General features: G+C 67.9%; 17 protein-coding genes and 3 pseudogenes. 17 read left to right on the plus strand and 3 right to left on the minus strand.

Features of this window, described 5'->3' with window-relative positions; all coding sequences use genetic code 11:
• The first annotated feature begins 297 nt into the window (after nt 1-297).
• From AS97_RS46455 to AS97_RS46485, 7 genes are all read left to right on the plus strand, one after another.
• Nucleotides 298-852 (plus strand): transcriptional regulator, encoded by a 555-nt coding sequence (locus AS97_RS46455; protein ID WP_210564084.1) that lies wholly within the window; start codon nt 298-300, stop codon nt 850-852.
• A gap of 52 nt (nt 853-904) precedes the next feature.
• On the plus strand, nt 905-2,512 hold the full coding sequence (locus AS97_RS46460; protein ID WP_210564083.1) for a Mu transposase C-terminal domain-containing protein: 1,608 nt from the start codon (nt 905-907) through the stop codon (nt 2,510-2,512).
• Nucleotides 2,502-3,554 (plus strand): ATP-binding protein, encoded by a 1,053-nt coding sequence (locus tag AS97_RS46465; RefSeq protein ID WP_247204746.1) that lies wholly within the window; start codon nt 2,502-2,504, stop codon nt 3,552-3,554. The genes AS97_RS46460 and AS97_RS46465 overlap by 11 nt, the downstream gene beginning before the upstream one ends.
• Nucleotides 3,551-4,327 (plus strand): ATP-binding protein, encoded by a 777-nt coding sequence (locus AS97_RS46470; RefSeq protein WP_210564080.1) that lies wholly within the window; start codon nt 3,551-3,553, stop codon nt 4,325-4,327. The genes AS97_RS46465 and AS97_RS46470 overlap by 4 nt, the downstream gene beginning before the upstream one ends.
• Complete coding sequence (locus AS97_RS48830; protein ID WP_210564079.1) at nt 4,324-5,472, plus strand: hypothetical protein; 1,149 nt, start codon at nt 4,324-4,326, stop codon at nt 5,470-5,472. Before AS97_RS46470 ends, AS97_RS48830 begins: the two co-directional genes overlap by 4 nt.
• Nucleotides 5,473-5,547: 75 nt before the next feature.
• A complete protein-coding gene (locus tag AS97_RS46480) occupies nt 5,548-6,117 on the plus strand; it encodes an XRE family transcriptional regulator (protein ID WP_210564078.1) in 570 nt (189 codons plus the stop codon).
• Nucleotides 6,118-6,383: 266 nt separating this feature from the next.
• Complete coding sequence (locus AS97_RS46485; protein ID WP_210564077.1) at nt 6,384-6,764, plus strand: hypothetical protein; 381 nt, start codon at nt 6,384-6,386, stop codon at nt 6,762-6,764.
• Between the two features lie 155 nt (nt 6,765-6,919).
• On the opposite strand, the gene AS97_RS46490 is transcribed toward AS97_RS46485, so the two are convergent.
• Nucleotides 6,920-7,954 carry a hypothetical protein gene (locus tag AS97_RS46490; RefSeq protein WP_210564076.1) on the minus strand — a complete coding sequence of 345 codons (1,035 nt, stop codon included), beginning with the start codon at nt 7,952-7,954 and terminating at the stop codon, nt 6,920-6,922.
• 197 nt (nt 7,955-8,151) lie between these two features.
• Between AS97_RS46490 and AS97_RS46495 the strand changes: the two genes are divergently transcribed.
• From AS97_RS46495 to AS97_RS46505, 3 genes are all read left to right on the plus strand, one after another.
• Complete coding sequence (locus AS97_RS46495) at nt 8,152-8,415, plus strand: helix-turn-helix transcriptional regulator (protein WP_067078083.1); 264 nt, start codon at nt 8,152-8,154, stop codon at nt 8,413-8,415.
• A gap of 169 nt (nt 8,416-8,584) precedes the next feature.
• Nucleotides 8,585-9,424, plus strand: coding sequence for a DUF6083 domain-containing protein (locus AS97_RS46500; protein WP_210567097.1), 840 nt, complete (start codon nt 8,585-8,587; stop codon nt 9,422-9,424).
• Between the two features lie 129 nt (nt 9,425-9,553).
• Nucleotides 9,554-11,110, plus strand: coding sequence for a UvrD-helicase domain-containing protein (locus AS97_RS46505; protein ID WP_210567450.1), 1,557 nt, complete (start codon nt 9,554-9,556; stop codon nt 11,108-11,110).
• Between the two features lie 18 nt (nt 11,111-11,128).
• Here AS97_RS46505 and AS97_RS48390 read toward each other — a convergent pair.
• A pseudogene (locus AS97_RS48390) lies at nt 11,129-11,913 on the minus strand (Imm49 family immunity protein); the annotation flags it as partial.
• A gap of 246 nt (nt 11,914-12,159) precedes the next feature.
• Between AS97_RS48390 and AS97_RS46520 the strand changes: the two are divergent.
• Nucleotides 12,160-12,602: pseudogene (locus AS97_RS46520) on the plus strand (protein kinase); the annotation flags it as partial.
• Nucleotides 12,603-13,015: 413 nt separating this feature from the next.
• On the opposite strand, the gene AS97_RS49190 reads toward AS97_RS46520, so the two are convergent.
• Entirely contained in the window at nt 13,016-13,138 is a 123-nt protein-coding gene (locus AS97_RS49190) for a DUF6207 family protein (RefSeq protein WP_349017631.1), read from the minus strand.
• 315 nt (nt 13,139-13,453) lie between these two features.
• On the opposite strand from AS97_RS49190, the gene AS97_RS46525 reads away from it, so the two are divergent.
• The 6 genes and pseudogenes from AS97_RS46525 to AS97_RS46550 form a co-directional block, all read left to right on the plus strand.
• Nucleotides 13,454-14,638, plus strand: a complete 1,185-nt coding sequence (locus AS97_RS46525; RefSeq protein WP_210564074.1) for an ABC-three component system protein — start codon at nt 13,454-13,456, stop codon at nt 14,636-14,638.
• Nucleotides 14,587-15,156: a three component ABC system middle component gene (locus AS97_RS46530; RefSeq protein WP_282615666.1), complete on the plus strand. Its 570-nt coding sequence runs from the start codon at nt 14,587-14,589 to the stop codon at nt 15,154-15,156. Before AS97_RS46525 ends, AS97_RS46530 begins: the two co-directional genes overlap by 52 nt.
• Before the next feature lie 4 nt (nt 15,157-15,160).
• Complete coding sequence (locus tag AS97_RS48395) at nt 15,161-17,119, plus strand: DUF3732 domain-containing protein (RefSeq protein WP_247204160.1); 1,959 nt, start codon at nt 15,161-15,163, stop codon at nt 17,117-17,119.
• A 1,270-nt stretch (nt 17,120-18,389) separates the two neighbouring features.
• The gene (locus AS97_RS46540; protein ID WP_210567098.1) at nt 18,390-19,151 is read left to right on the plus strand and encodes a hypothetical protein; all 762 of its coding nucleotides are present in this window, start codon (nt 18,390-18,392) and stop codon (nt 19,149-19,151) included.
• 141 nt (nt 19,152-19,292) lie between these two features.
• Nucleotides 19,293-19,706, plus strand: a complete 414-nt coding sequence (locus tag AS97_RS46545) for a three component ABC system middle component (protein ID WP_247204886.1) — start codon at nt 19,293-19,295, stop codon at nt 19,704-19,706.
• Between the two features lie 310 nt (nt 19,707-20,016).
• Nucleotides 20,017-20,579, plus strand: a pseudogene (locus tag AS97_RS46550) (DUF3732 domain-containing protein); the annotation flags it as partial.

Genomic DNA, 20,579 nt, shown 5'->3' on the forward strand with positions numbered 1-20,579 from the left:
ATGACCGGAAAGATCTTATCGCCCCTAGTCCCGCCCTAAGTTCGAGCCGTTCGACGAACCACTCGCGTCCCGCATATCTGGCCGGACAACGCCTCCAACATCGCCCAGGCGTCGACCATTCCCCCCTCCGCCGTCCCCACCGGGGCAGCCCGAGGGCGGCACACCCCACTGCGCTGCGCTTCGCCTACCGGGCAGCGCCACCAAGAACGGGACCCCAACCAGCCCGCCGGCCCTGTCGGCACATGTGCCCGGCCTGCCATGACGCCACACGGGCTGTCGGACGAACCAAGGAGGAACATGGGCTTCGGAAAATTCGGTGCTCAGGGCACGCACGGCGCCACGGCACTGGCGATCGCACTGGACGAAAGGGTCTTCGAAGACGATCGCTGGAAGACGCCGGAGGAGAAACTCCGGCGCGCACTGATCTACCTCACGCGCTCAGGAGCCGGCTACCGGGCCATGGAGGACGCAGGCATCACCGCCGATGCCCGCACCCTCAGCGCGTGGCTGTCCCAGATGCGCAACCCCAACCGGGACCGACAGGCCCGCCTGGAGACCGCCTACCAGACCCTGCGCCGACGCAACATCGCGCCGGCCCTGACCCGGTCGCTGAACGCAGATGGCGGCACCCGCATCGAGATCTACCCCGTCGATGAGACCGAGGTCCAGATGTGCCACCGGCGCGTCGTGCCGTGGCGCTGCAAGAACATCTACCGCTGGAACACCATCGTGGCCGCGTGGTCGGTGGGGGACCAGATGCGCTTGGCCGCGGCGTGGGAGCACACCATCTGCGACCTGGACTCGGACTGGCGCAAGTACGAGTACGTCTCCTATATCGGCATGCCCATCTGACCCGGCCGGCCGCACGCTCACAGCCCTTCTTGTTCTCAGGAGCAGCCCCCTCATGGATGAGCAACCACCCGACAGCGCGTCGGCCGCGCACCCCCAGGCCGCCACACATCGCCGGGAGCGGCAGATGCTGACCACCCCGGCGATTCGCCACCTGATGACGCTGGACGCCCGCGGTGAGCTCACCACCGCCCACGTCCGACTGGTGGCCCAGACCCTGGACCTGCACATCCGCACCGTTTGGAAGCGCCTGGCCGACGCCAAAGCCAACGGCACCGCCGAACGCCTCAGCCGCGCCCGCTTCGAGATCACCGAAGACCTCCGCGTCCAACTCGCCTACCATCGCGGCAACATCAAGCGCCTGCACGAGGAACTGCGCACCGAAGCCGAAGAGAACAACACCACCGCACCCAGCCTGGCCACCCTCTACCGCGCCATTCGCCGCGACCTCTCCCCGGGCGACCTCGCCGGCCTGCGCCAAGGCCTGCCGGCCTCCCGGGGCCACGACCCGCACCTGCGCCGCCCGCCCGTCTGCCGCAACGAGGAGTGGGAGGGCGACCACAAGCAGGTCCCCGTCCTGGTGCTGGCCGGCGACCGCCTCCTCAAACCCTGGGTGACCTGGTTCATCGACTGCTCCACCGCCATGACCATGGGCTGGGCCCTCACCCCCCACTACCCCCACCGCGGATCCATCCTCGCCGCCCTGCGCTCGGCCATCCTGCGCGATGACACCCACGGACCGGCCGGCGGTCTGCCCCAGCGGCTGCGCATCGATCGCGGCCGCGACTTCCTCGCCCGCGCCGTCCAAGAAGCCCTCGGCGCCTTCACCGTTGACGTCTACATCCTGCCCCCCTACACCCCACACCTCAAAGGCAGCATCGAAAACCTCAACCGCGCAGCCACCAGCATGTTCTTCTCCACCCTGCCCCGCTACACCGAAGCCCAGCGCCTGGACTCCCGCCACCGCTCGGGCGAGAACGACCCGCCACTCACCTTCGAAGCCTTCGTCGAGCTGTTCGGGCAGTGGGTGCGCCGTCGCAACGCCGAACACCGCATGACCGCCCGCGGCAACCTCACCCCCCTGGAGCTGTGGAACGAGGACGACACCCCCCTGCGGGAGGCCGCCCCCGAGGACCTGCACGCCTTCCTGCTCGAGGCCGACCGCTCCACCCGCAAGATCCAAGGCCACGGCATCCGCTGGCGCGGCCGCGACTACATCGGCCCCTGGATGACCGGCCGCACCGGAACCGAAGTCCGCATCCGCTATCAGCCCCACCACGAGGACACCATCGAAGTCTTCGACCTGCACACCCACCGCCACCTGGGCACCGCCCACCTGTCCGACCAGGCAGACCCCGACCAGATCAACGCCGTCTACCAGGCACGCAACGAACGCGCCCAGCGCCTGCGGCAGGACCTGCGGGCCGCCGAGCGCAAGCGCCGCCGCCGCTTCAAGGCCGCCACCGCCCCCGCACCCGCCCAGGCCGAAGGCGCCATGACCCGCAAGGCGGCCACCGAGGAACTGCGCACACTGCGTGCCCCGGCCCACCCCGACGAGCTGCCCGAGAACTACATGCCGCGCCGGCTCGCCCCTGGCGCCGGATGGGTCATCCCCACCACCCCCTGTAAAACCACCTCCGAAGAGGACTCTCATGAGAGCTGAGCTCCCGCCCGGCACCCACCCCCGCCTCCTGCGCCCGGAGGGCATCCACTGGCGCGGTCGGCTCTACCACGCGAGCTGGATCACCGGCCAAGTCACCGCCCAGGTCGTAGTGCGCCCCCACGCCTCCCCAGGGGATGGCATCGACGTCTACCACCCCAGCGGCCGCCGCCTGGGCACCGCCTTGCCCATCACCCTTGCCTCAACCGAAGGAACACCTATGACCGACACCACCGGCACCGAGACCGCGGCCGCCGACGCAAGCGGAGCCGAACCCGATTTCTATCTCAACCTGGCCGATGCCCGCATCGTCGCCACCGAGGCCCTCCTGGAGGCCGGGGAGAACATCGCCGATACCATCGACGCCCGCGCCATGTCCTGCATCTACGGCGACGCCGGTCTGGGCAAGACCTTCTCCGTCCTGGCCGCTCTGAAGGAAGTGGCCGCCGACCTGGTGCTGTTCCTGCAGTTCCGCTCCCGGCCCACGCCGCGCGACATCCGCCACGAACTGTTCACCCTCCTCAATCTCGAGGGCAAGGCACCCACCCACCCCAGCGAGTTCGACCAGCTACTCAAGCGATCCCTCGCCCGCCGCCCCTACGTCCTGGCCTTCGACGAGGCCCAGCAGTTCAGCCGCGAGTGCTTCGAATTCGTCCGCCACCTGTGGGACACCGGCCAGGGAAAGAATCGCCCCGCCGTCCTCTTCATCGGCGGCGAGGAGTGCTACAAGACCCTCTACAACGATCCCGCCCTCGCCTCCCGGATCTACATTTGGCAGGAATTCACCCCGATGGAACCGGACGAGGTCCTCAAGAACATCCCGCACTTCCACCCCCTGTGGGCCAACACCTCACCCGAACTGATCAACTACATCGACCAGGAGGCCGGCGCTGGCACCTTCCGCATGTGGTCCAAGATCACCCACCACATCCTCGAGGGCATGAAGCGCCGCGGCCTGGACGAAGTCGACGAAACCATCGCCCGCTGGGCCATCCGCCGCGTCCGGCCCCCCAGGCAGCGCCACCGCCGAGACGAGAGCCGATGACCCCCAGCGCCCCCACTCCGCACAGCGCTGCCCGGCACTACCTCAACCTCCCCCAGGCCCGCACCGTGACCACCTCACAGGTGCGGGCCGCCGCCAACGCCCTCCACACCACCGTCGAGCAGCAGGCCATGATGTGCCTAAGCGGTCCGCCCGGCACCGGCAAAACCTTCACCCTCCACACCCTGATCGCCCAGCACCCCCACTGGCAGACCCTTTCCCTGCTTGTGCGCCCCCAGGCCCGCCCCGAAGACCTGCGCGCCCGCCTCTACCGGGCCCTGCAACTGCCCGGCACCGCCCCGAAAAACCCCGGCATCTGCGATGACCTCATCCGCCACGCCCTGCATCATCCGCCGCGGCTGCTGGCCATCGACGAAGCCCACCAACTCTCCGCCTCCTGCCTGGAATACCTCCGCTTCCTGCACGAGGACACCCACACCCGCCTCGCCGTGCTCCTGCTAGCCAGCGACCACCGGATCAAAGCCCTGCGCGCTCAACCGGTACTGACCAGCCGCGTCCACACCTGGCACCACTTCCAGTCGCTGACCGAGCCCGAACTCCTCACCACACTCCCCGCCTTCCACCCCCAGTGGCACGACACCGACCCCCAGCTGATCACCACGCTCAACACCGCCTGGGCACACGGCAACTTCCGCCGCTGGGCGGCCCTGACCCACCGCCTGGCCAGCCTCGCCCACCGCACCGGCCGCCGCCCCCTACACGACGCCCACCCGCTGCTGAAGCAACTCCAGCCCCGACCCACGACAAGGCCATGACCCCGACCGCACACCTCACCCCCTCCACACCCCTCGTCGATCCCAAGGCCTGGGAGCCGGTGTGGTCACCCGGTGAAACCGACCCTGCCCTGCCGCCCCTCACCCTCATCCTCGACCCGCACGATCACCCGGCCCTCACCACCACTGCCCTGGCCGCCCACCGGCCCAGCGCCGGACGCATCACCGTGCACCCAACCCCCCTGACCCCCACCGGCGCCACTTTGGCCCACGACCTGATGCGCGCCTACGGAAAACACCTGCCTGTCCCGGAGGACCTCCACCCCGAACCCGCATGGGTCCGCCACACCGACGACAGCTGGCGCAACACCGCCGCATGGACCACCGCACTCGGCATCACCCACCTGATCGTTTGCCGGGCCCACCGCCTCCGCTCCGGCTACATCCAACACCTGCTGGCCCTGCGCGAACACGCCCGCCTGAAGCTGACACTGCTCTGCCACGGCTCCTTCACCGACAACGTCCAGCAACTGCTCTCCACGGTCCGCCACGACGACCTCAACACTCCTGACGCCGCCCTGCGGCACCTCCAGCATTCCCCACCGCCTCTCACGGACGGGAACTTCCCGTGGTGGCAGGTACGCCCCTCTTTTCCCGCCCGACCGGAGGAGACCTGGTTCCGCCTGCCACCCCCGCCAAGCGGCCGCCACCGCTGGGAAGACCGGCACTACGCCATGATCGCCGCCCAACCACCCCCCGACGCACGCCTCCTTTCCCTGCCACCGACCCGCTGGGACCATACCCACCCCCACCTCGCTCCGGCCATCGCCCGCATCCACAACCGCATCGCCCATCCCGTGCACGCCGCACGCGTCGCCCTGCATCTCCTGACCGGCGCGCCCCCCGACCAGCTCAACCACCTCCCTCACGACGACCTAACCTCCTCCGCCAGCCCCGACCACGGCCAACACCCCACCGAAGGCTTGCCCCCATGGGCCCGACCTCTGGCCCAGGCCGCACTCGCCCTCACCGAGCTGCGCGGCTACGTCCACGCCAACACCCCCTTGTTCATCCCTAAATGGGAAGAGCACGAAGTCAGTCAGGCCATCGAAGGCTGCCGCCTCCTCCTGCCTGCGCCAGCCCGCACGCCCGCTGCCGCCCGCAGACGACCGGCCAGACGGTCCTGACCACGGCCACCGCAGGACGCCCCACCACCCCACCCCGACCGACCTTGAAGCCATTCATCCCGACCAGGAGCCAGCATGCATCCTGCCTTCGACCCGGAATCCATCACCGATGCCCTCGACCGCGCCGACATGGATCTGTGGACCCGCCAACCGCCCCGATCAGACAGCGCCCGCCTGCGCTTTCTCCTCTCCCAGTACGCCGACCACCACACCCTGGCCGCCCGCCTGCGCATCTCACCCGCCGAACTACAGGCGGTACTCCCTGGACGACAGGGAGCCCCCAGCGAGCAACTGCACCACGCCATCACGCGGGAAGTGGCCAGGCTGTGGCAGCCGCTCATTCGCCGCTGGGCCCACCAATCGCTCGTCGTACGAGGCGGCTTGATGGTGCACTTTCGCGGATGGTTCGGATTCACCGGAGCCGCTGGCTCCTCCGACGACGGCCGCTACCGCCTCCTCACCGAACAACTGCCGACCCTCTACATCGGTCGACTGTTCCGGGCGCGAGAGCGTGAGGCGGATGAGGAAACGCTCCGCGGCATCGTTGCGGACGCGGTCGGCGAGGCGTACTTCCGCGTCTCACCTACACGCGGGCTGCGCATGGTGGAGCTCAAGGACATCGACTACATCGAGTTCTCCTACTGAGCCCGGCCCTCCCTCACGCCCAGGATCCGCCCGATGTGAGCCGAAGCTTCAGATCCTCGCCACGGGAGCCCCCAGGCGGACCAGCATGGACTCGACATACTCGTGTCCCTGCTCTGGCGGTGTACCTTCTGCGCCGCTCGGTCGGAAGAGTGCGAGTTCACGGAATCGTGGATACTGTGAGAAGGAAACCTGCATTCGGAGCAGGGATCCTTCCGACCATCGAGCTGTGATGTCGTATCCCCCATCTACTGGCCGGCGGGGATGCCATGGATGCCGAGAAGCGTCAGTACACCCTCCTCGCGCTGCCGACGCACCTGCGTGAGGCGGGCGACTGGTCTCGGCTCAACCGACTGCTGACCAGCTTCCGCTTCTTGCAACAGAAGACCACAGTCCTGGCCATGCTCGACCACTGTTTCCTCGCCGCGATGGTCGCCCACGCCGTTGAAAGGGGGGCCGGAGAAACGGTCCAAGCAGCCTCGTTTCCCTCACTCTGGCAGAAGTGCGACGGCTCATGGATCTTGCCCATCTCCCAGCAGCCCACCTACTTCGGACCGAACACAGGCTCTGCTGGTCGTACTGGAGACGACACCACCAAGCCGTCGCCTGCCACTTCCACTATCAATGCCGCACGCACCCCGATCGGGTGAGTCACGAACCACCGCCGCCATGACCACCCGCCAACCCACTACGCTCGAGAAGGCGCTGTGACCAGCGAAAATGGAGAACTGCGACTGGAGTACTAGGGGCATGTCCTTTGACAACCTCGGTGCTTGTGGCCGCCGGCTCGGCAGGTGGGGGCCGGTCATGCGTCAGGGGGTGGCTCTGGGGGCAGATGCCAACGCAGTTCACCGGCCTCCGCAAAGCGTTGCCAGCCGTCCAGGAGGCGTGCGCGGACGAGACGGTCGAGTAGCTCTTCCACCTGCCCCAGGGAGAGCCCGCACAGGCGGGTGAGCAGGTCCACCTCCACGCTGCCCGACCGGCCTGAGGTATGCACGGCCAGCGTCAGCGTGGTGAGCTGCACCGCGGGCGGTGCCTCGCGCGTGGCCGCGAGTGGGATCGGGTGCAGGGCCCAGTGGGCGGCTCGGACGCGAGCGCGGCGGGGAGGGGCCTGGTCAAGGACGGCGGCATCCAGCAGCTGTGCCACAACGCCGCCGTATGTCCGCCGTGCGGTGGGGGAGAGGCAGCTCAGCCACCCGGCGTGGGTGAGTTCGTGCCAGGGCGCGGCGTATCCGGCCAGCCGCATGCTGCGCAACAGGCCGGCCGGCAGGCGGACCCGGCCGCCGGCATCGGCACGCAGTGCGCATTGCACGGCCAGAAGCCGGGCGGTGGGCGAGGAGAACCGGGGGAGCGCGGCACCGAGGTAGGTGAGCATCTCCCGCACCCGCACCTGCTCCTGTGGCCCGGGAGTGTAAGGCCTCCGCGGACCGTTGATCCGGGCACAGCATGCCGCCGGGGGAGCGGTGACAAGGATATTCGGGACCACGGACGCCTGTTCGGTGGCGGCGGCGCAGGCAGCGCAGGCATCGGTCAGGCGCCATCGTCGCCCGCTTCGGTCGCCCGTCAGGACCAGGAGGACGGAGCCGGCGCAGCCGCGGTGGCGTGGGTGCCAGTGGCAGCCGCGGGCCTGGCACTGACAGGTGCGCAGATGATCCGGTACGGCGTTCTCATGGGCATGCTGGGACAGATGGGCCAGCGCGACTGATCGTGCCGAGACCGCCGCGACAGGGTGCGGTTGGGGCGGGCACTGGGAGCAGGCCAGCATCGGTCCGCCCGGCTGGGGGCGCAGTTCCACGGTCCAGGTGCGCCGCACCGCGATGTCGGTGGGGGAGAGCCTCATCGGGCCCGGCGTCCTCCTGTTCGGTCCGCAGTGGTTCATAACGCCCCGTTCCCGGGGCTGGTCGGGGCGGCGGTCGGCCGCACCCGTGGTGCAGACCCCCGCACTCTTGCAGAGCCGGTCGAGACCGTCCTGTACCGGTTCAGATAGTGCAGAAGTCTGCACTGACAGGGCGAGGTTCTGCACCGTCGGATAGGGCAGTGACGATCTTCCCGCCCGATCCCAACCTCACCGCGCTGCGCGTGCAGCTCGCCCGGCTGAGGGATGAGCGCGGCTGGACCTTCGATGAACTCGCCGAGCGCAGCGGCCTGTCCCGTCGCACCGTCATCGACCTCGAACACGGCCGCACCACCGGGTCCGTCACCACCTGGCACGCTCTCGCCCACACCTTCGGCGTCCCCCTCGGCCCCCTGCTGGGCACCCTCTGCGACGGCCACACCCCACCCGCCGAACCCCCAGCCTGACCCTGCCGCGCCGACCCGCCCGCGCCGCGCACACATCACCCGAACCGACGAACCACCACCGAACGCCCAATCGGCCCTCGTACGCACGTCCCTGCGTAATTGGGCTGTCCGCGCGAACCGCACGGCGCCACCCCGCCCTTCCGGCGCGGCCTCTGGCACGGTCACCGCCATGCAGCCCACCCCCGCCACCGAGGGCCGTCACCGGGACGGCAGCCCCCGCCACCGCTCCCTGCGCGTCGCCCCCTACAGCCCCAGCCGCCTGCTGCGCGCCGGACAAGGAGCCCGCTGCCGGCACTGCGGCCACCGCCTGGAGTGGTTCCACACCAGCAACGGCCAGCCGATCGCCCTGCACCCCGCCGAGATCCCAGCCACGACAGTTCCGGAATCCTGCCGCTGGCATCTCAGCTGCGGCACCGCCTACCCCAGCGGTGACGGCAGCGCATGGTGCCGCATCCCGCACACCCTGCTCTGCACCCACCACACCGCCCCCGCCCCGCTCAGCGCACCCCTGCAAGCGGCCCGCCGTCAGCTCGCCGTCCGCACCCGCCGCCTCCAGGCCCACACCTTCACCCCGCCGCCCTCGCCCCCTGCTACCAAGCCGCGTCCGCAGCCCTGCCGCCCGGCCCGCCCGGTCGTACAGATCCTCTACACCCGCTACCTCGCCGCTCACCCCATCGAGGAACTGCGCTGCGTGGCCCAGACCCGTCACCGCCACCGCTGCCCCAGCCCCATCCTCGCCACTACGCCCGGCACCTGGACCCTGCTGCCCACCGGACCAACCCACGGCCAACTCGCCCTGCCCCAGCAGCTGATGGCCGTATACAACCTCAGCCACCTGCCCTACGCCGAGCAGATGCGCTGGCGCACCCAGCGCTGCCCCGCCCACACTGCCGCCCCCGGCGCCGCCGACGTCACCCTCCCCGGCTGGGAAGTCTTTGACCCGCTCCTGCACCACCGACACATCCACAGCCGACTGCCCAACGCCGCCCGGCAACACCACCCCCGCTGACGGCCGCACCACCCGCCAACCACCCCCGGCCATCGCCGTCCGCCAAGACTTGACCACCCGTCCGCCCCAGGCGCCGCACCCCCAGTGCACATCGCCGGCGCCGCCCCGCCATCCTGGACCGCCTTCGTGCTGAACCCCACCGATGAACAGGCCGCCGCAGCCGACGTTTTCCGCACCGGGGACCACCTGGTCCTCCAAGCTGGCGCCGGCACCGGCAAAACCACCACCCTGGCTCTCCTGGCCAAAGCCACTACCCGCCGCGGCCGCTACCTCGCCTACAACCGCGCCATCGCCCAAGAGGCCGCCACCCGCTTCCCCAACACCGTGATCTGCAAGACCGCGCACGCCATGGCCTACGCCGCCATCGGCCACCGCTACGCCCGCCGCCTGGGCGGCCCCCGCCAGCCCAGCTGGCGCACCGGCCAGGCCCTGGGCATCACCAAACCCATCCGTATCGGCGGCCGCGACATCAGCCCCCGCACCCTGTCCAACACCACCCTGCGCACCGTCACCCGCTTCTGCCACTCCGCGGACGACCACCTGCGCCCCCACCACGTCCCCCGCCTGCGCGGTCTGGAAGGTGACGACCACTACGCCCAGTTCGCCGAGACGATCGTGCCCTTCGCCCGCAAGGTCTGGGCGGACCTGCAGCACCCCGAGGACGGCGTAGTCCGCTTCGACCACGACCACTACCTGAAGATCTGGGCCCTCACCCGCCCGCAGACCACCGCCGAGTACCTGCTCCTGGATGAGGCCCAGGACACCAACCCCGTGGTCGAGCAGATCTTCACCGCCCAGCGGGATCACGCCCAGCTGGTCATGGTCGGCGACTCCGCCCAGGCCATCTACCACTGGCGCGGCGCCCGCGACGTCATGACCGGTTTCGACGGCACCGCCCTGTCCCTGTCCCAGTCCTTCCGCTTCGGTCCCCGCCTGGCGGCCGAGGCCAACCGCTGGCTCGCCCTCACCGACGCCCCGATCCGCCTGACCGGCAGCGAGACAGTGCTCACCGAAATGGGGCCGGTAGAGCAGCCGGAGGCGGTGCTTTGCCGCACCAACGTCGGAGCCATGGCCACCGTCATGGACCTCCTGGCCACCGGCCACCAGGTCGGCCTGGTCGGGGGAGGGGGCAGCCTCCAGGCCCTGGCACTGGCCGCCCGAGACCTGAAGGAAGGCCGCCGCACCGGCCACCCGGAACTGGTGCTGTTCACCTGCTGGGGCGAGGTCCAGGACTACGCCGCCCACGACCCGGCCGGCCGCGACCTCCAGCCCCTGGTCGACCTCGTCGACACCCACGGCACCGACGCCCTGCTCACCGCCATCAGCCGCATCCTCCCCGAAGAGCAGGCCCAGGTGACCGTCTCCACCGCCCACAAGGCCAAGGGCCGCGAATGGCTCCGCGTCCGCATCGCCGACGACTTCACCCCGCCCGAAGACAGCGATGACCACGACGAGACCGGCGCTCCGGTGCCCGGCCCGATCGACGACGGCGAAGCCCGCCTGGCCTACGTCGCCGTCACCCGAGCCCGCCGGCAACTGGACCTGGGCGGCCTGTCATGGATCAACGATCACCCGCCGGAAATCCGCAGTGATCGTACTGCCCCGCACCAATGCCACCGAGCACTTGTCGATCCACCCGTTGGGCTAGGCCGTGTCTTTCGGATCGTCGCGAAAGACACGTGTTGAGGCTCGGCGCCATCGGGGCTACCGGTGTCGCAGGGCGTGGAGATCCGGCAGATGGCGTTCGCCGACGTGGGGCAGGGTGGTCTTCCGTCCTTGGCTATCGCACAGACGTACGCGCTGCCTCGGTGGGGACGAGTCCGTCTCCACGACGATGTCCTGGATGTCGGGCCACACCCACTTCCGCACCCCGTGTGGCCTACTTGGCGGCCCAGCAGCCCAAGTTGTTCCGCTTCCCTCCGCCGCCCGGCGCGGCGCGTCCGGCGATCCCAGCAGACCGTACGGCAGGTACCCGGACCGGACACCGAGTTCCCACCCATGGACCTGGACGGCGAGGCAGGCCAGGGCGAGGGTGCCGAGGGGGAGGAGGGACCGGGGCGCGGGATCACCGGCATCGGCCTCGACGCTCTCCCGGTACGCGACCAGCCGGGCGACGAGGGCGTCCTCGAAGGCGTGCTGGTCGTCGTCGAGGAGTACGCGGAGCAGCCGCTGGTCCGCGCTCAGCGCGTCGCCGACCTCGTCGAGCCGCCGGGCGGCCTCCGTGCGCTCCCCGGCGTCCGGCTTGCGCAGCGGAACCGTAGGCGTCGTCGAGTAGCCGGGCGCCATGTGCGGGGCCTTGGGCCACCCCGACCAGCCTGCCGCGTCCGGCTCTGCGCAGGGTGGTCGGGGACCCGTAGCGTTTCAGCAGCCAGTTCACGGCCTGATGGTCCAGTCACGGGCCGAGGACGCGCCCCAGGCTGGTGTGGAACTGAGTAAGCAGGCCGCGTATCCGGTTGGAGGTGCGGGGTGGCCTCGCCCGCCAGGTCCTGAAGACATGGAATTGCCTCTTGACAGCGATGTTCTCCCGAGCTCAGGACCCGCCTGGCCGCGCTCGCCCTGCCACGGTGCGGGCATGACGATGACGATGTGCCGTTGGGCCGTCGCTGCGACCACCGTGCTGGCCATGACCAGTCTCCTCGCCTTCGCCCTTTCGAGCTGGGCCACATCGAGTGCAGCGCCTGGCGGCTGCTCAGTCTGTGCTTGACTGGTCGTCTGAAGCCAGGCCATTGCACTTAGTGGCCGCAGCCCGGCAGGTGGGCGGATTCCACACGGCGCCGGTAGTGGATGCCGACACGGACGCGGAACCGCCGTGGCTTGCCACCGCCTACATACCGGGCCCGACACTGTCCCAGCTGCTCGCCCCACGTGAGCCAATGGGCGAGCAGACGCTCCGCCGACTCGGAGCTGCCCTCGCCGAGGCATTGCAGGCCATTCACGCCTGCGGACTCGTTCACCGCGACTTGAAACCAGGCAACATCATCATGGCCCAGGATGGCCCCAGGGTGCTGGACTTCGGGATCGCACGGGCTCTGGAAGGCTCCCGCCTGACCACGACCGGCACCACAGTGGGCACTCCGGGATTCTTGGCTCCGGAGCAAGCAGAGGGACACCCCGTCAACGGGGGTCGCCGATGCCCAGGGCATCTCCCTTGGTCGCAATGGTCGCTGTCGTGATTTCTCCTGGGACGCCGTCAGGGGTGTCACCCACGCCGAGAACGGCCGCGGATACGGGCTGACGATCACCGTCGCGCTGGTCAATGGCACTACACACAGCTGCCGAGTTACCACAGGTGATGAAGATGAACTCGACGAGTGGATCAACCAACTCGGTACTATTGTCAAGCATTTTCGCCCCAAGAAATGAACCCAACTACGGGCCAGCTCAAGTCCTGTTGCTGCTGGTCGACGTCCAGACCACGGTCTCATCAAGCCTGGACTGTCCAGGCGCTCCTGTGGACGGAGCGCGTGTTTAGCACCCCGCCTCCCCGGATTGGTTCGCTACGCGATGGCGCCCTGTCCGTAGACATCACCGGTAAACCGCAGCGGTGGTCGCCCGGCGGGCACCGTCACACGGGTTGGGGAAGCCAGGACGTCAGATGTCCGCATATGGGCGAGCTTGCACTCCGGGCTCACCCGCGACCCGCCGCGCTGGGCCGACGCCAGATGTCACCCACAGCTCATCCAGCCGGGACATCACCGCCACCGCGGTCTCCATCTCCGGCCGTGATGTCCAGGACTACCAAGCTCGGCTCGCATACATGCACCGCGTTCTGGTACGTCAAGGGCGGCTGGCGGGGGAGCCCCGGACAACAACCCCTTGCCGTTTCGCACGATGCGTCTCTCGAACTGCACCCTCCCCATGGAGACACGCGCTCTGAATAGGGGCACGGACAGAACGGGGCTCCTACTGCTTTCGGACTTGCCGGAACAGACCTGTCGAAGCTGCAAATCCAAACAGGCCAGGGAGTCGGCTGTGATGGGGTACAAAGGTCTCGTCGTTGTGCCTGGCGGCCAGGGGAGGAGTGGCGGCATGGGGGAGTCCGTGCACAGCGCCGCAGCCAGCGCGCTGGGCTACCAGCATCAGACCTGGTGGGCGCTGCTGGAATTGTTGCGGGCGGATCATGCACGCCCCGACGCGGCGATCTCCCTGGAACTTCATGACGACGTCGCGTGGGAGCAGGCCGAATCAGCGACGGAGCTCTTGCAGATCAAGCATCATCAAAGAGGTGAACGCCGGCTCACGGACGCCTCTCCGGACGTGTGGTCGACGCTGAAGACCTGGATGGACACGGCGGTCCCGTCAGATGTCGAGGGGCCGACGCTGGTGCTTGTCTCCACTCAAGAAGCGAACCCCGGCAGTGCGATGGCCGCGCTCCGCCCGGACTCACGCGATGACGAAATGGCCTTGAGCGCGCTCGAGCGTGCTGCCCTGCGGCGAGCTTCCGGACGTACCCGGGAGGCGCGCGAGCAGTTCCTCGAGCTGGGGCCGGCGGACCGGGCCGCGTTTCTCTCACGCATCACCGTGATGGACGCCTCGCCGCATATCGATGACGTTCCGGCTCTCGTTCGTGCGGAACTCCGGTGGAGCCTGCCAGTCGGGCACGAGGATCTCTTCCTGGCTATGGTGTGGCGCTGGTGGGACGAACGGGCTCTGGAACTGCTGCAGCGCCGCAGGAGGGCCGTTGACGTCGGTATGGCGCGTGCGGCCATCGCCGATCTGCGTGATCAGTTCTCTCGGCAGAGGCTTCCCACGATCGTCGGTCATGAGGGGACAGCCGACGACGTACTCACCGCGACTTACGGCAACAGTCCCTTCGTGCACCAGATGAGGTGGGTGGCTTATCCGCCGGTGAACCTGCGGCATTCGGTCATCGACTACCACCGTGCCCAGGCCCAGGCCATCCGCTGGATCGCTGAAGACCTCGTTGCAGCAGACGAGCTCAGCAGCCTCAGCCGCGACATCGTCGATGAATGGGAGAGCGAGTTCGAATGGATGGGACTAGAGCTCGCAGATGCGGCCGATGAAGCGACCAAACAGCGAGCAGGAGCCAGCCTCCTCAAAGACCTCTCGCAGCGTAACGGCCCCTGCCTGCACGGCAGGTATCACGAGGCGTTCTTCGTCCGCGGCCAACGTCATGAGCTCGCGGACACGGGGCGAGTGGGATGGCACCCCGACTTCCAGCACCGCATGCAGACTCTGCGGGCGGAATCGTGACCACGCCACCGACTGGGCAGATCCACGCCCCAGCCGCAGACACCGCCTGGAGCGAACCGTCGGCTCTCGTCGCCGCCATGCTCAACCCGGCACTGATCGCCAGCCTCTTGTCTGTTGCCGCGGGCTCCTACGAGCGGCAGAGAGTGTCGGGCATGCCGTGGCACCTATCCTTCATCGTCGCCCCCATGACGCTGCACCGAGGCACGCGGCAGGCGTTGCCTGCCAACACACGAACGCACCTTTCCACCTGGGTAACACGTAATCCCATGCTGCGGGCCGGCTTTCCCCGCCAGGCCAAGGCCTTAGTCATGCCGGTCCAAGCCGGCCTGAGATTCGCACTCCTGCATGACGTGCTGGAACTGCGCAGCGATTGCCTCAAACCGCGGACACGGCTGCGAGCAGGGGCGCCCGAACGTACAGAACTGGAAGACATCCTTCACAGCGCCCGCCTGATCGGCAGCTGGATGGCCAAGAACGAGACAGCCGCAGTCTTCGCCAGTCTCGGCGTGAGACCCTGAGCACGTGCAGCTGCTCGCCATCATCCTATACAGCACCGACGGGGCCCGCCGCGTCGTGGACTTCAAGCCAGGCGCACTCAACGTGATCACGGGGCACTCAGCAACAGGAAAGAGCACGCTGCTCGATATCTTCGAGTACTGCACGGGGCGCAAAACAGTCATGTTCCCTCTCGGCCCCATGACTGACGCAGTCTCCTGGTACGCAGCCCTGTTTCAGATGAGCAAGACGCGCGCATTCGTGGCCCGGCCAGCACCCGGACCAGGCAGGAAGACAACCAACCCAGTCATGTTGAAACTTGGGGCAGATCTCGAAGCCCTGCCCTACGAGGACCTCGCAGCGAACACCGACCGTCACACGCTGCGCCAACAGCTCAGCCAAATCATCGGGATCGCGGAGAACCACAACCACGATACCCACGGCCAGGACGGCATCGGGACCGAGGCCCACCTCGGCCACGCAACGTTGCTGTGTCTTCAAGGCCAGAGCGAGATCGCCGACAGTAACCGACTCTTCCACCGTCAAAGCGACCACCACGTCGCATTTGCCCTGAAGCAGACTCTGCCGTACTTCCTCGGAGCAGCCCCTCACGACCAGGCGCGTAAACACGCGCAGTTCACCGCCGCACGCAGACGCCTCAAGCAGGCAGAGAACAACCTCAGCCAGGCCCAGCGCGCAAACGACACAGCCCAAGAGACACTTGCTGCGCTGTGGCATGAAGCCCATGCCCTGAGCCTGGTCTCATCACCGACTCCTCCCGACGATCATGTTCAGGCATTGGAAACCCTTCACGACGCCGTCCAATCACGTGCTGAGATGCCCAGTGCGGAATACGAGAGTCAGCGCACCCTTGAGCTCGAGCAGACATGCGCCGACCTGCGCGACCAGCTCAGAGCTCTCGCGGCAGATCGTCGACTGCTCCTGGCCGAGACTGTCGCTGCGGACGACTACTCAGCCGCCGCACGTATCCCACGAGACAGGCTGGCGAGCCTCGGTCTCATCCCGTCGCCCAAGGACGACGACGCGACCACATGCGTTTTGTGCGGTTCGACTCTGCCTGAACCGGATCTGACAGTGGCGACGCTCAGGCACAGCCTCCACCGGCTCGACAGACAACTGGACGGGATCGACTCGATACGCCCGGCAAGGCGAGCGGCTCTCGAGGCCATCGAGCAGCGGACCGCTCGACTGCGCAGCCAGCTCAACGCGGCCGAGCACGCCTTGCAGGCTCTCGCGGAAGGAGAGGCAGCAAGCAGGCGCCTCCCGTACACGGATCGCAGCGACTTTGTCCGTGGCTGCATCCACGGCATGCTCACCGCACTACAGCGCACCTCAGGGGCTGACCTAACACGACTCAGGCGGGCACGGGACACGGCCAGGGCCGCAGTAGAGGCCCTTAAATCCGAACTCGACCCCGAAGCGGAGCGCGACCAGCTCCTCGCCCGACTCGTTCCCATCAGCCGGGACATCACACTATGGGCCCACGAGCTGCAGCTCGAGCACGGTGACGGCGGTGTGCATCTCAACTTAAGCAGGCTGACCGTTGAGTTCGACACCCAGGAGGGCAGGCACCCCCTTTCGCGTGTGGGCAGCGGACAGAACTGGGTTGGCTATCATGTTCTGTCCCATTTGGCCCTGCACCGCTATTTCGTGCGCCAGCGGCGACCGGTTCCGCGCATCCTCTTCCTGGACCAGCCCTCACAAGCCTGGTATGCCTCCATGACTCACGATGGCGACGAGCAGGGTCACGAAGATAATCTGGCGGCAGAACGGCTGTTCAGGCTAATCCAGGAAGTGGTTCAGGAACTGGCACCCGAACTGCAGGTCATTGTGTGTGACCATGTGAACCTCCCGGCACCGTGGTTTCAGGAAACCGTGGTACAGAACTGGCGGGAGAATGAAAAGCTCGTACCAGTACACTGGATGGATACAACGAGCCCGCGCAGCACACACCGCGAAGCGTAGTGATGCAGGTCCACAGGGCCTGTCACCGTGTCGCGAAGAGACTGTTCCCACCTGCATACAGGCCGCCGTCAGTTGACGCTGTCCTGCCTCAGGCTCTCCGACTCATTCGGTCGCTCCCTGCGCGGGAGGTGCCCAGGGCCAGCAGCTTCGGCGATGCTGCGGCGCCCTTTGCATGCACGGTTGGCGGTGAGATGTCGGGCTCCTGATCGTCGATCATGGTTGTGTGGTAGGGAACGCGGATCGTGAACGATCACCAGTGACCGAAGGATCACGGGCCCGTCGGCCGAAGTGATCGCTGATCGTCGAGCAGTCTGGTCGCGCTCGTCCATCTCCGTCAGGGGGACCACGCACGACGTGCTGGCCTGCTGGTTCGGCGTGGACCGCTCCACCATCACCCGGGCCATCGGGCGAGGTGCGGCCCCTGTTCGCTGAGTGAGGGTGTACCGTCCGCCCGGGCATGTGGCTGCGGACTCTCGCTGAGGTCGTCGACCATCTTGGCGCCAGCAGGAAGACCGGCATTGTCAACGGCAATGGATTGGGGTCCGGTGCTCGGCCGCCGGACGCAAGGACCGGGACGCGTTCATCTCCGGCAAGGGCAAGCAAAACGCGGTCAAGGTCATGGTGGTCACCGACGAGGACTGCTGCGTGCTGTTCTGCCCCGACCGCCTAAGAAGCTGCCTCCCGTGGCCCCGCTGATCGTTTGGATATTGCTTGTCCGGGAGGTGCTAGATTACGCCAAACAGGGGAGCGGTGGGCTGGTTCGTGGGGGATTCGCTTGCAGCCGTCGGCGCCGTGTCTCGTCGTGGCTGTCATGACCCGGCGAGGGAACTGTCGTTGGTACAGGCTCGACCACAAGTGGGGAACGTGGCGCAAGCAGGGTCGCATTCGGCGGCAGGCCAGATGACCGGATACCTCTACCAGTGCGAACTGGCCTTGCTGGAACTTGCCCAGCGCAGCTGGGACGACATCACGGTCGAAGTCCGTATGGAGGTCCTCGACGACATCGAGTTCCTGTACGAGGACACGGGCGACCCGTTCGAGCTGCTGCAGTCCAAACACCGTGAGAACGCCGGGCGGTTGAGCGAGACCGGCAAGGACTTTCTGGCGCTCTGTCGCCTCGTGGATCGACGCGCTGATCGTACTGGGGAGCCTGTCCGCCGGGGCGATGCCCCTGCTGCGGCTGGTCACTACCCAGGTGGCGGCCGGAAGGCACTTCCTCCACCAGCTCCGCCCCGGCCCCGGGCGCTCTGTGGCCGATGCCCTGGTCGGCATGGAGCAGATCGCTCAGGCATCTGAGCCCGAGAACACAGCAAAGGACCGCAAGAAGTTCACCGACCTCACGCCCGCGCAGCGCTACCGGCTTGTTGCCGCCATCGAGGTCAACGATGCGTCGCCCCTGATGTCAGACCTCAACTCTAGTCTGGCCCGGACACTGGGGATCAGGGGCCAGCACGCCCGCGCCATCCTCGACGACATCAAGGGTTGGTGGTACGGCATGGCCGTCGAATTGCTGGACCGCAAGAACCGGACTCGGGCCTCGGTCACCGCCCAGGAACTGCAGTGCGCCTCGAGGAGATCACCGACCGGTACGCAGGGAAGAAACCTGCCCATCACCGAGACCTGCGCCGCCTCACCGTCGCCGAGATCGACGTCTACAAGGACGACCTGGTCGTGGCCCAGATGCAGTGGATCGGACTCAAAGACGCGCACCATCGCCACCCCACGCTGCGGGACTACCACTACGCCCGCGCTCAGCGCTCTGAATGGCTTCGCACCTTCCAAGATCACCGAAGAGGGGCTCGAGGACTACGAGCGGCTCCTGTGGGACGAGTGGGACCACGTCTTCACCCCCACACCGACGCGATCGAGGACGACACTCCCGCCGGAGAACGTAGGGCCGCTGGCAAGCGCGTCCTGGACGACACCATGGACAAGGTCGCCGACAAACCCGCCCGCCGCCGGCAGCACCACCGAAGGATGGGATCGGCCGCGGCACCATACACAGCCTCGCCGGCCGGGCACAGACCGCTGATGACGACGACTCCGTCGGCTGGCACCCCGACTACCCCCGACCTGTGCCGGACCCGCGACGAGCCATGGGACCAGTGACCATGACCAACCACCGCCGTCCCGAAGCACAGACGCTGCTCAACAGGCCTTCGGCGGCTACCTCCTGGCCACCAGTGTCCACGCCGCCACCCAGAAGGCCGGCCGCCTCCTGCCCTGGCCCAGCGCCTTCCTCGTGCTGCCCTTCGTACTTCCCGCAGACACACGCAAGGACCTGCCCACACAATCCGTCCACTCCATGTCCGCGTGGCTCAATCGAACATCCCAACACCAAGCCGCCTTCGCGCAACGCGCCGCCGCACTGACCGAATACACCCGCGCCAGCCTGCGCACCGCCGCCCGCCACCACGCCATCGACGTCACCGCTTCAGGACTGCGCTGCCCTCGCGCGCCGAAACCCGCCTCGGCCGCTGCCAGTGAGGAAGTCGCTGACTGCGCCCGCCGCGCAGGCCTCGTCGGACGCTGGCTTGCAGTCGTCGACCCCTCCCTCGCCTTCAACCTCCTCGGCGTCCGTCCCTAACCACCCCCACAAGGAGCTCGCGAACCACCATGCAGCTACTCGCCCTGGCCCTCTACCACCGAGACGGCAGACCCGCCCCAGGGTCCTGCGTTTCCGCCCCGGGGCGCTCAACATCCTCACCGGCGAGTCCGAGACCGGGAAATCCGAGATCCTCGACATCGTCGACTACTGCCTGGGACGCAGCACCCCCAACCTGCCCGACGAACCCATCGACCGGACCGTGGGGTGGTATGCGCTCCTGGTGGCTTTCCGCGACAGCCGTATGGTTCTCGCGCGACCCCGGCCCGCAGGCGCCTCGACCACCCAGGCCATGATTCGCACCGGTGACGAGACCCTCGACCTCCCCCGCGCCGACGAGCTGACGCCAAATTCGAACGTCGCTGCGCTGCGCAGCCAGCTCAGCGCCCGTCTGGGAATCGAAGACTTCCGCTTCCAGCCGCCCCCCGGCGCCGCACGCGCGGCCTTCGACGTCTCCATCGGCCAGGCAGCTCTCCTGTGCTTCCAGAACCAGAATGAGATCGCCGACAAGAAGGCCCTCTTCCACCGCCAGACCGAGAACGGCATCGCCCAGGCACTCAAAGACACCCTTCCCTATTTCCTCGGAGCCGCAGGGCCTGAACAGGCCCTGCACCGATACCACTTGAACGAGGCCCAGCGAGCCCAGCGGGCCGCCCAGCGCAAGCTCGACGATGCCCACCGCCACGCCGCAGCCGTGGACGCCAGCGGCCTTGCCCTGCTTCGCCTCGCTCAAAGCGAAGGAATCCTGGAAGAGGTCCCGGCAGCTCCCGCCCCCTCGGAGACCCGAGCTCTGCTCGAGCAGGCACTCACCGTCACGGTGTCGACCATAGGCCCGGTCGACCTCAGGGACCGGCG

This window comes from Streptomyces sp. AgN23, assembly GCF_001598115.1.
Lineage (GTDB): Bacteria > Actinomycetota > Actinomycetes > Streptomycetales > Streptomycetaceae > Streptomyces > Streptomyces antimycoticus.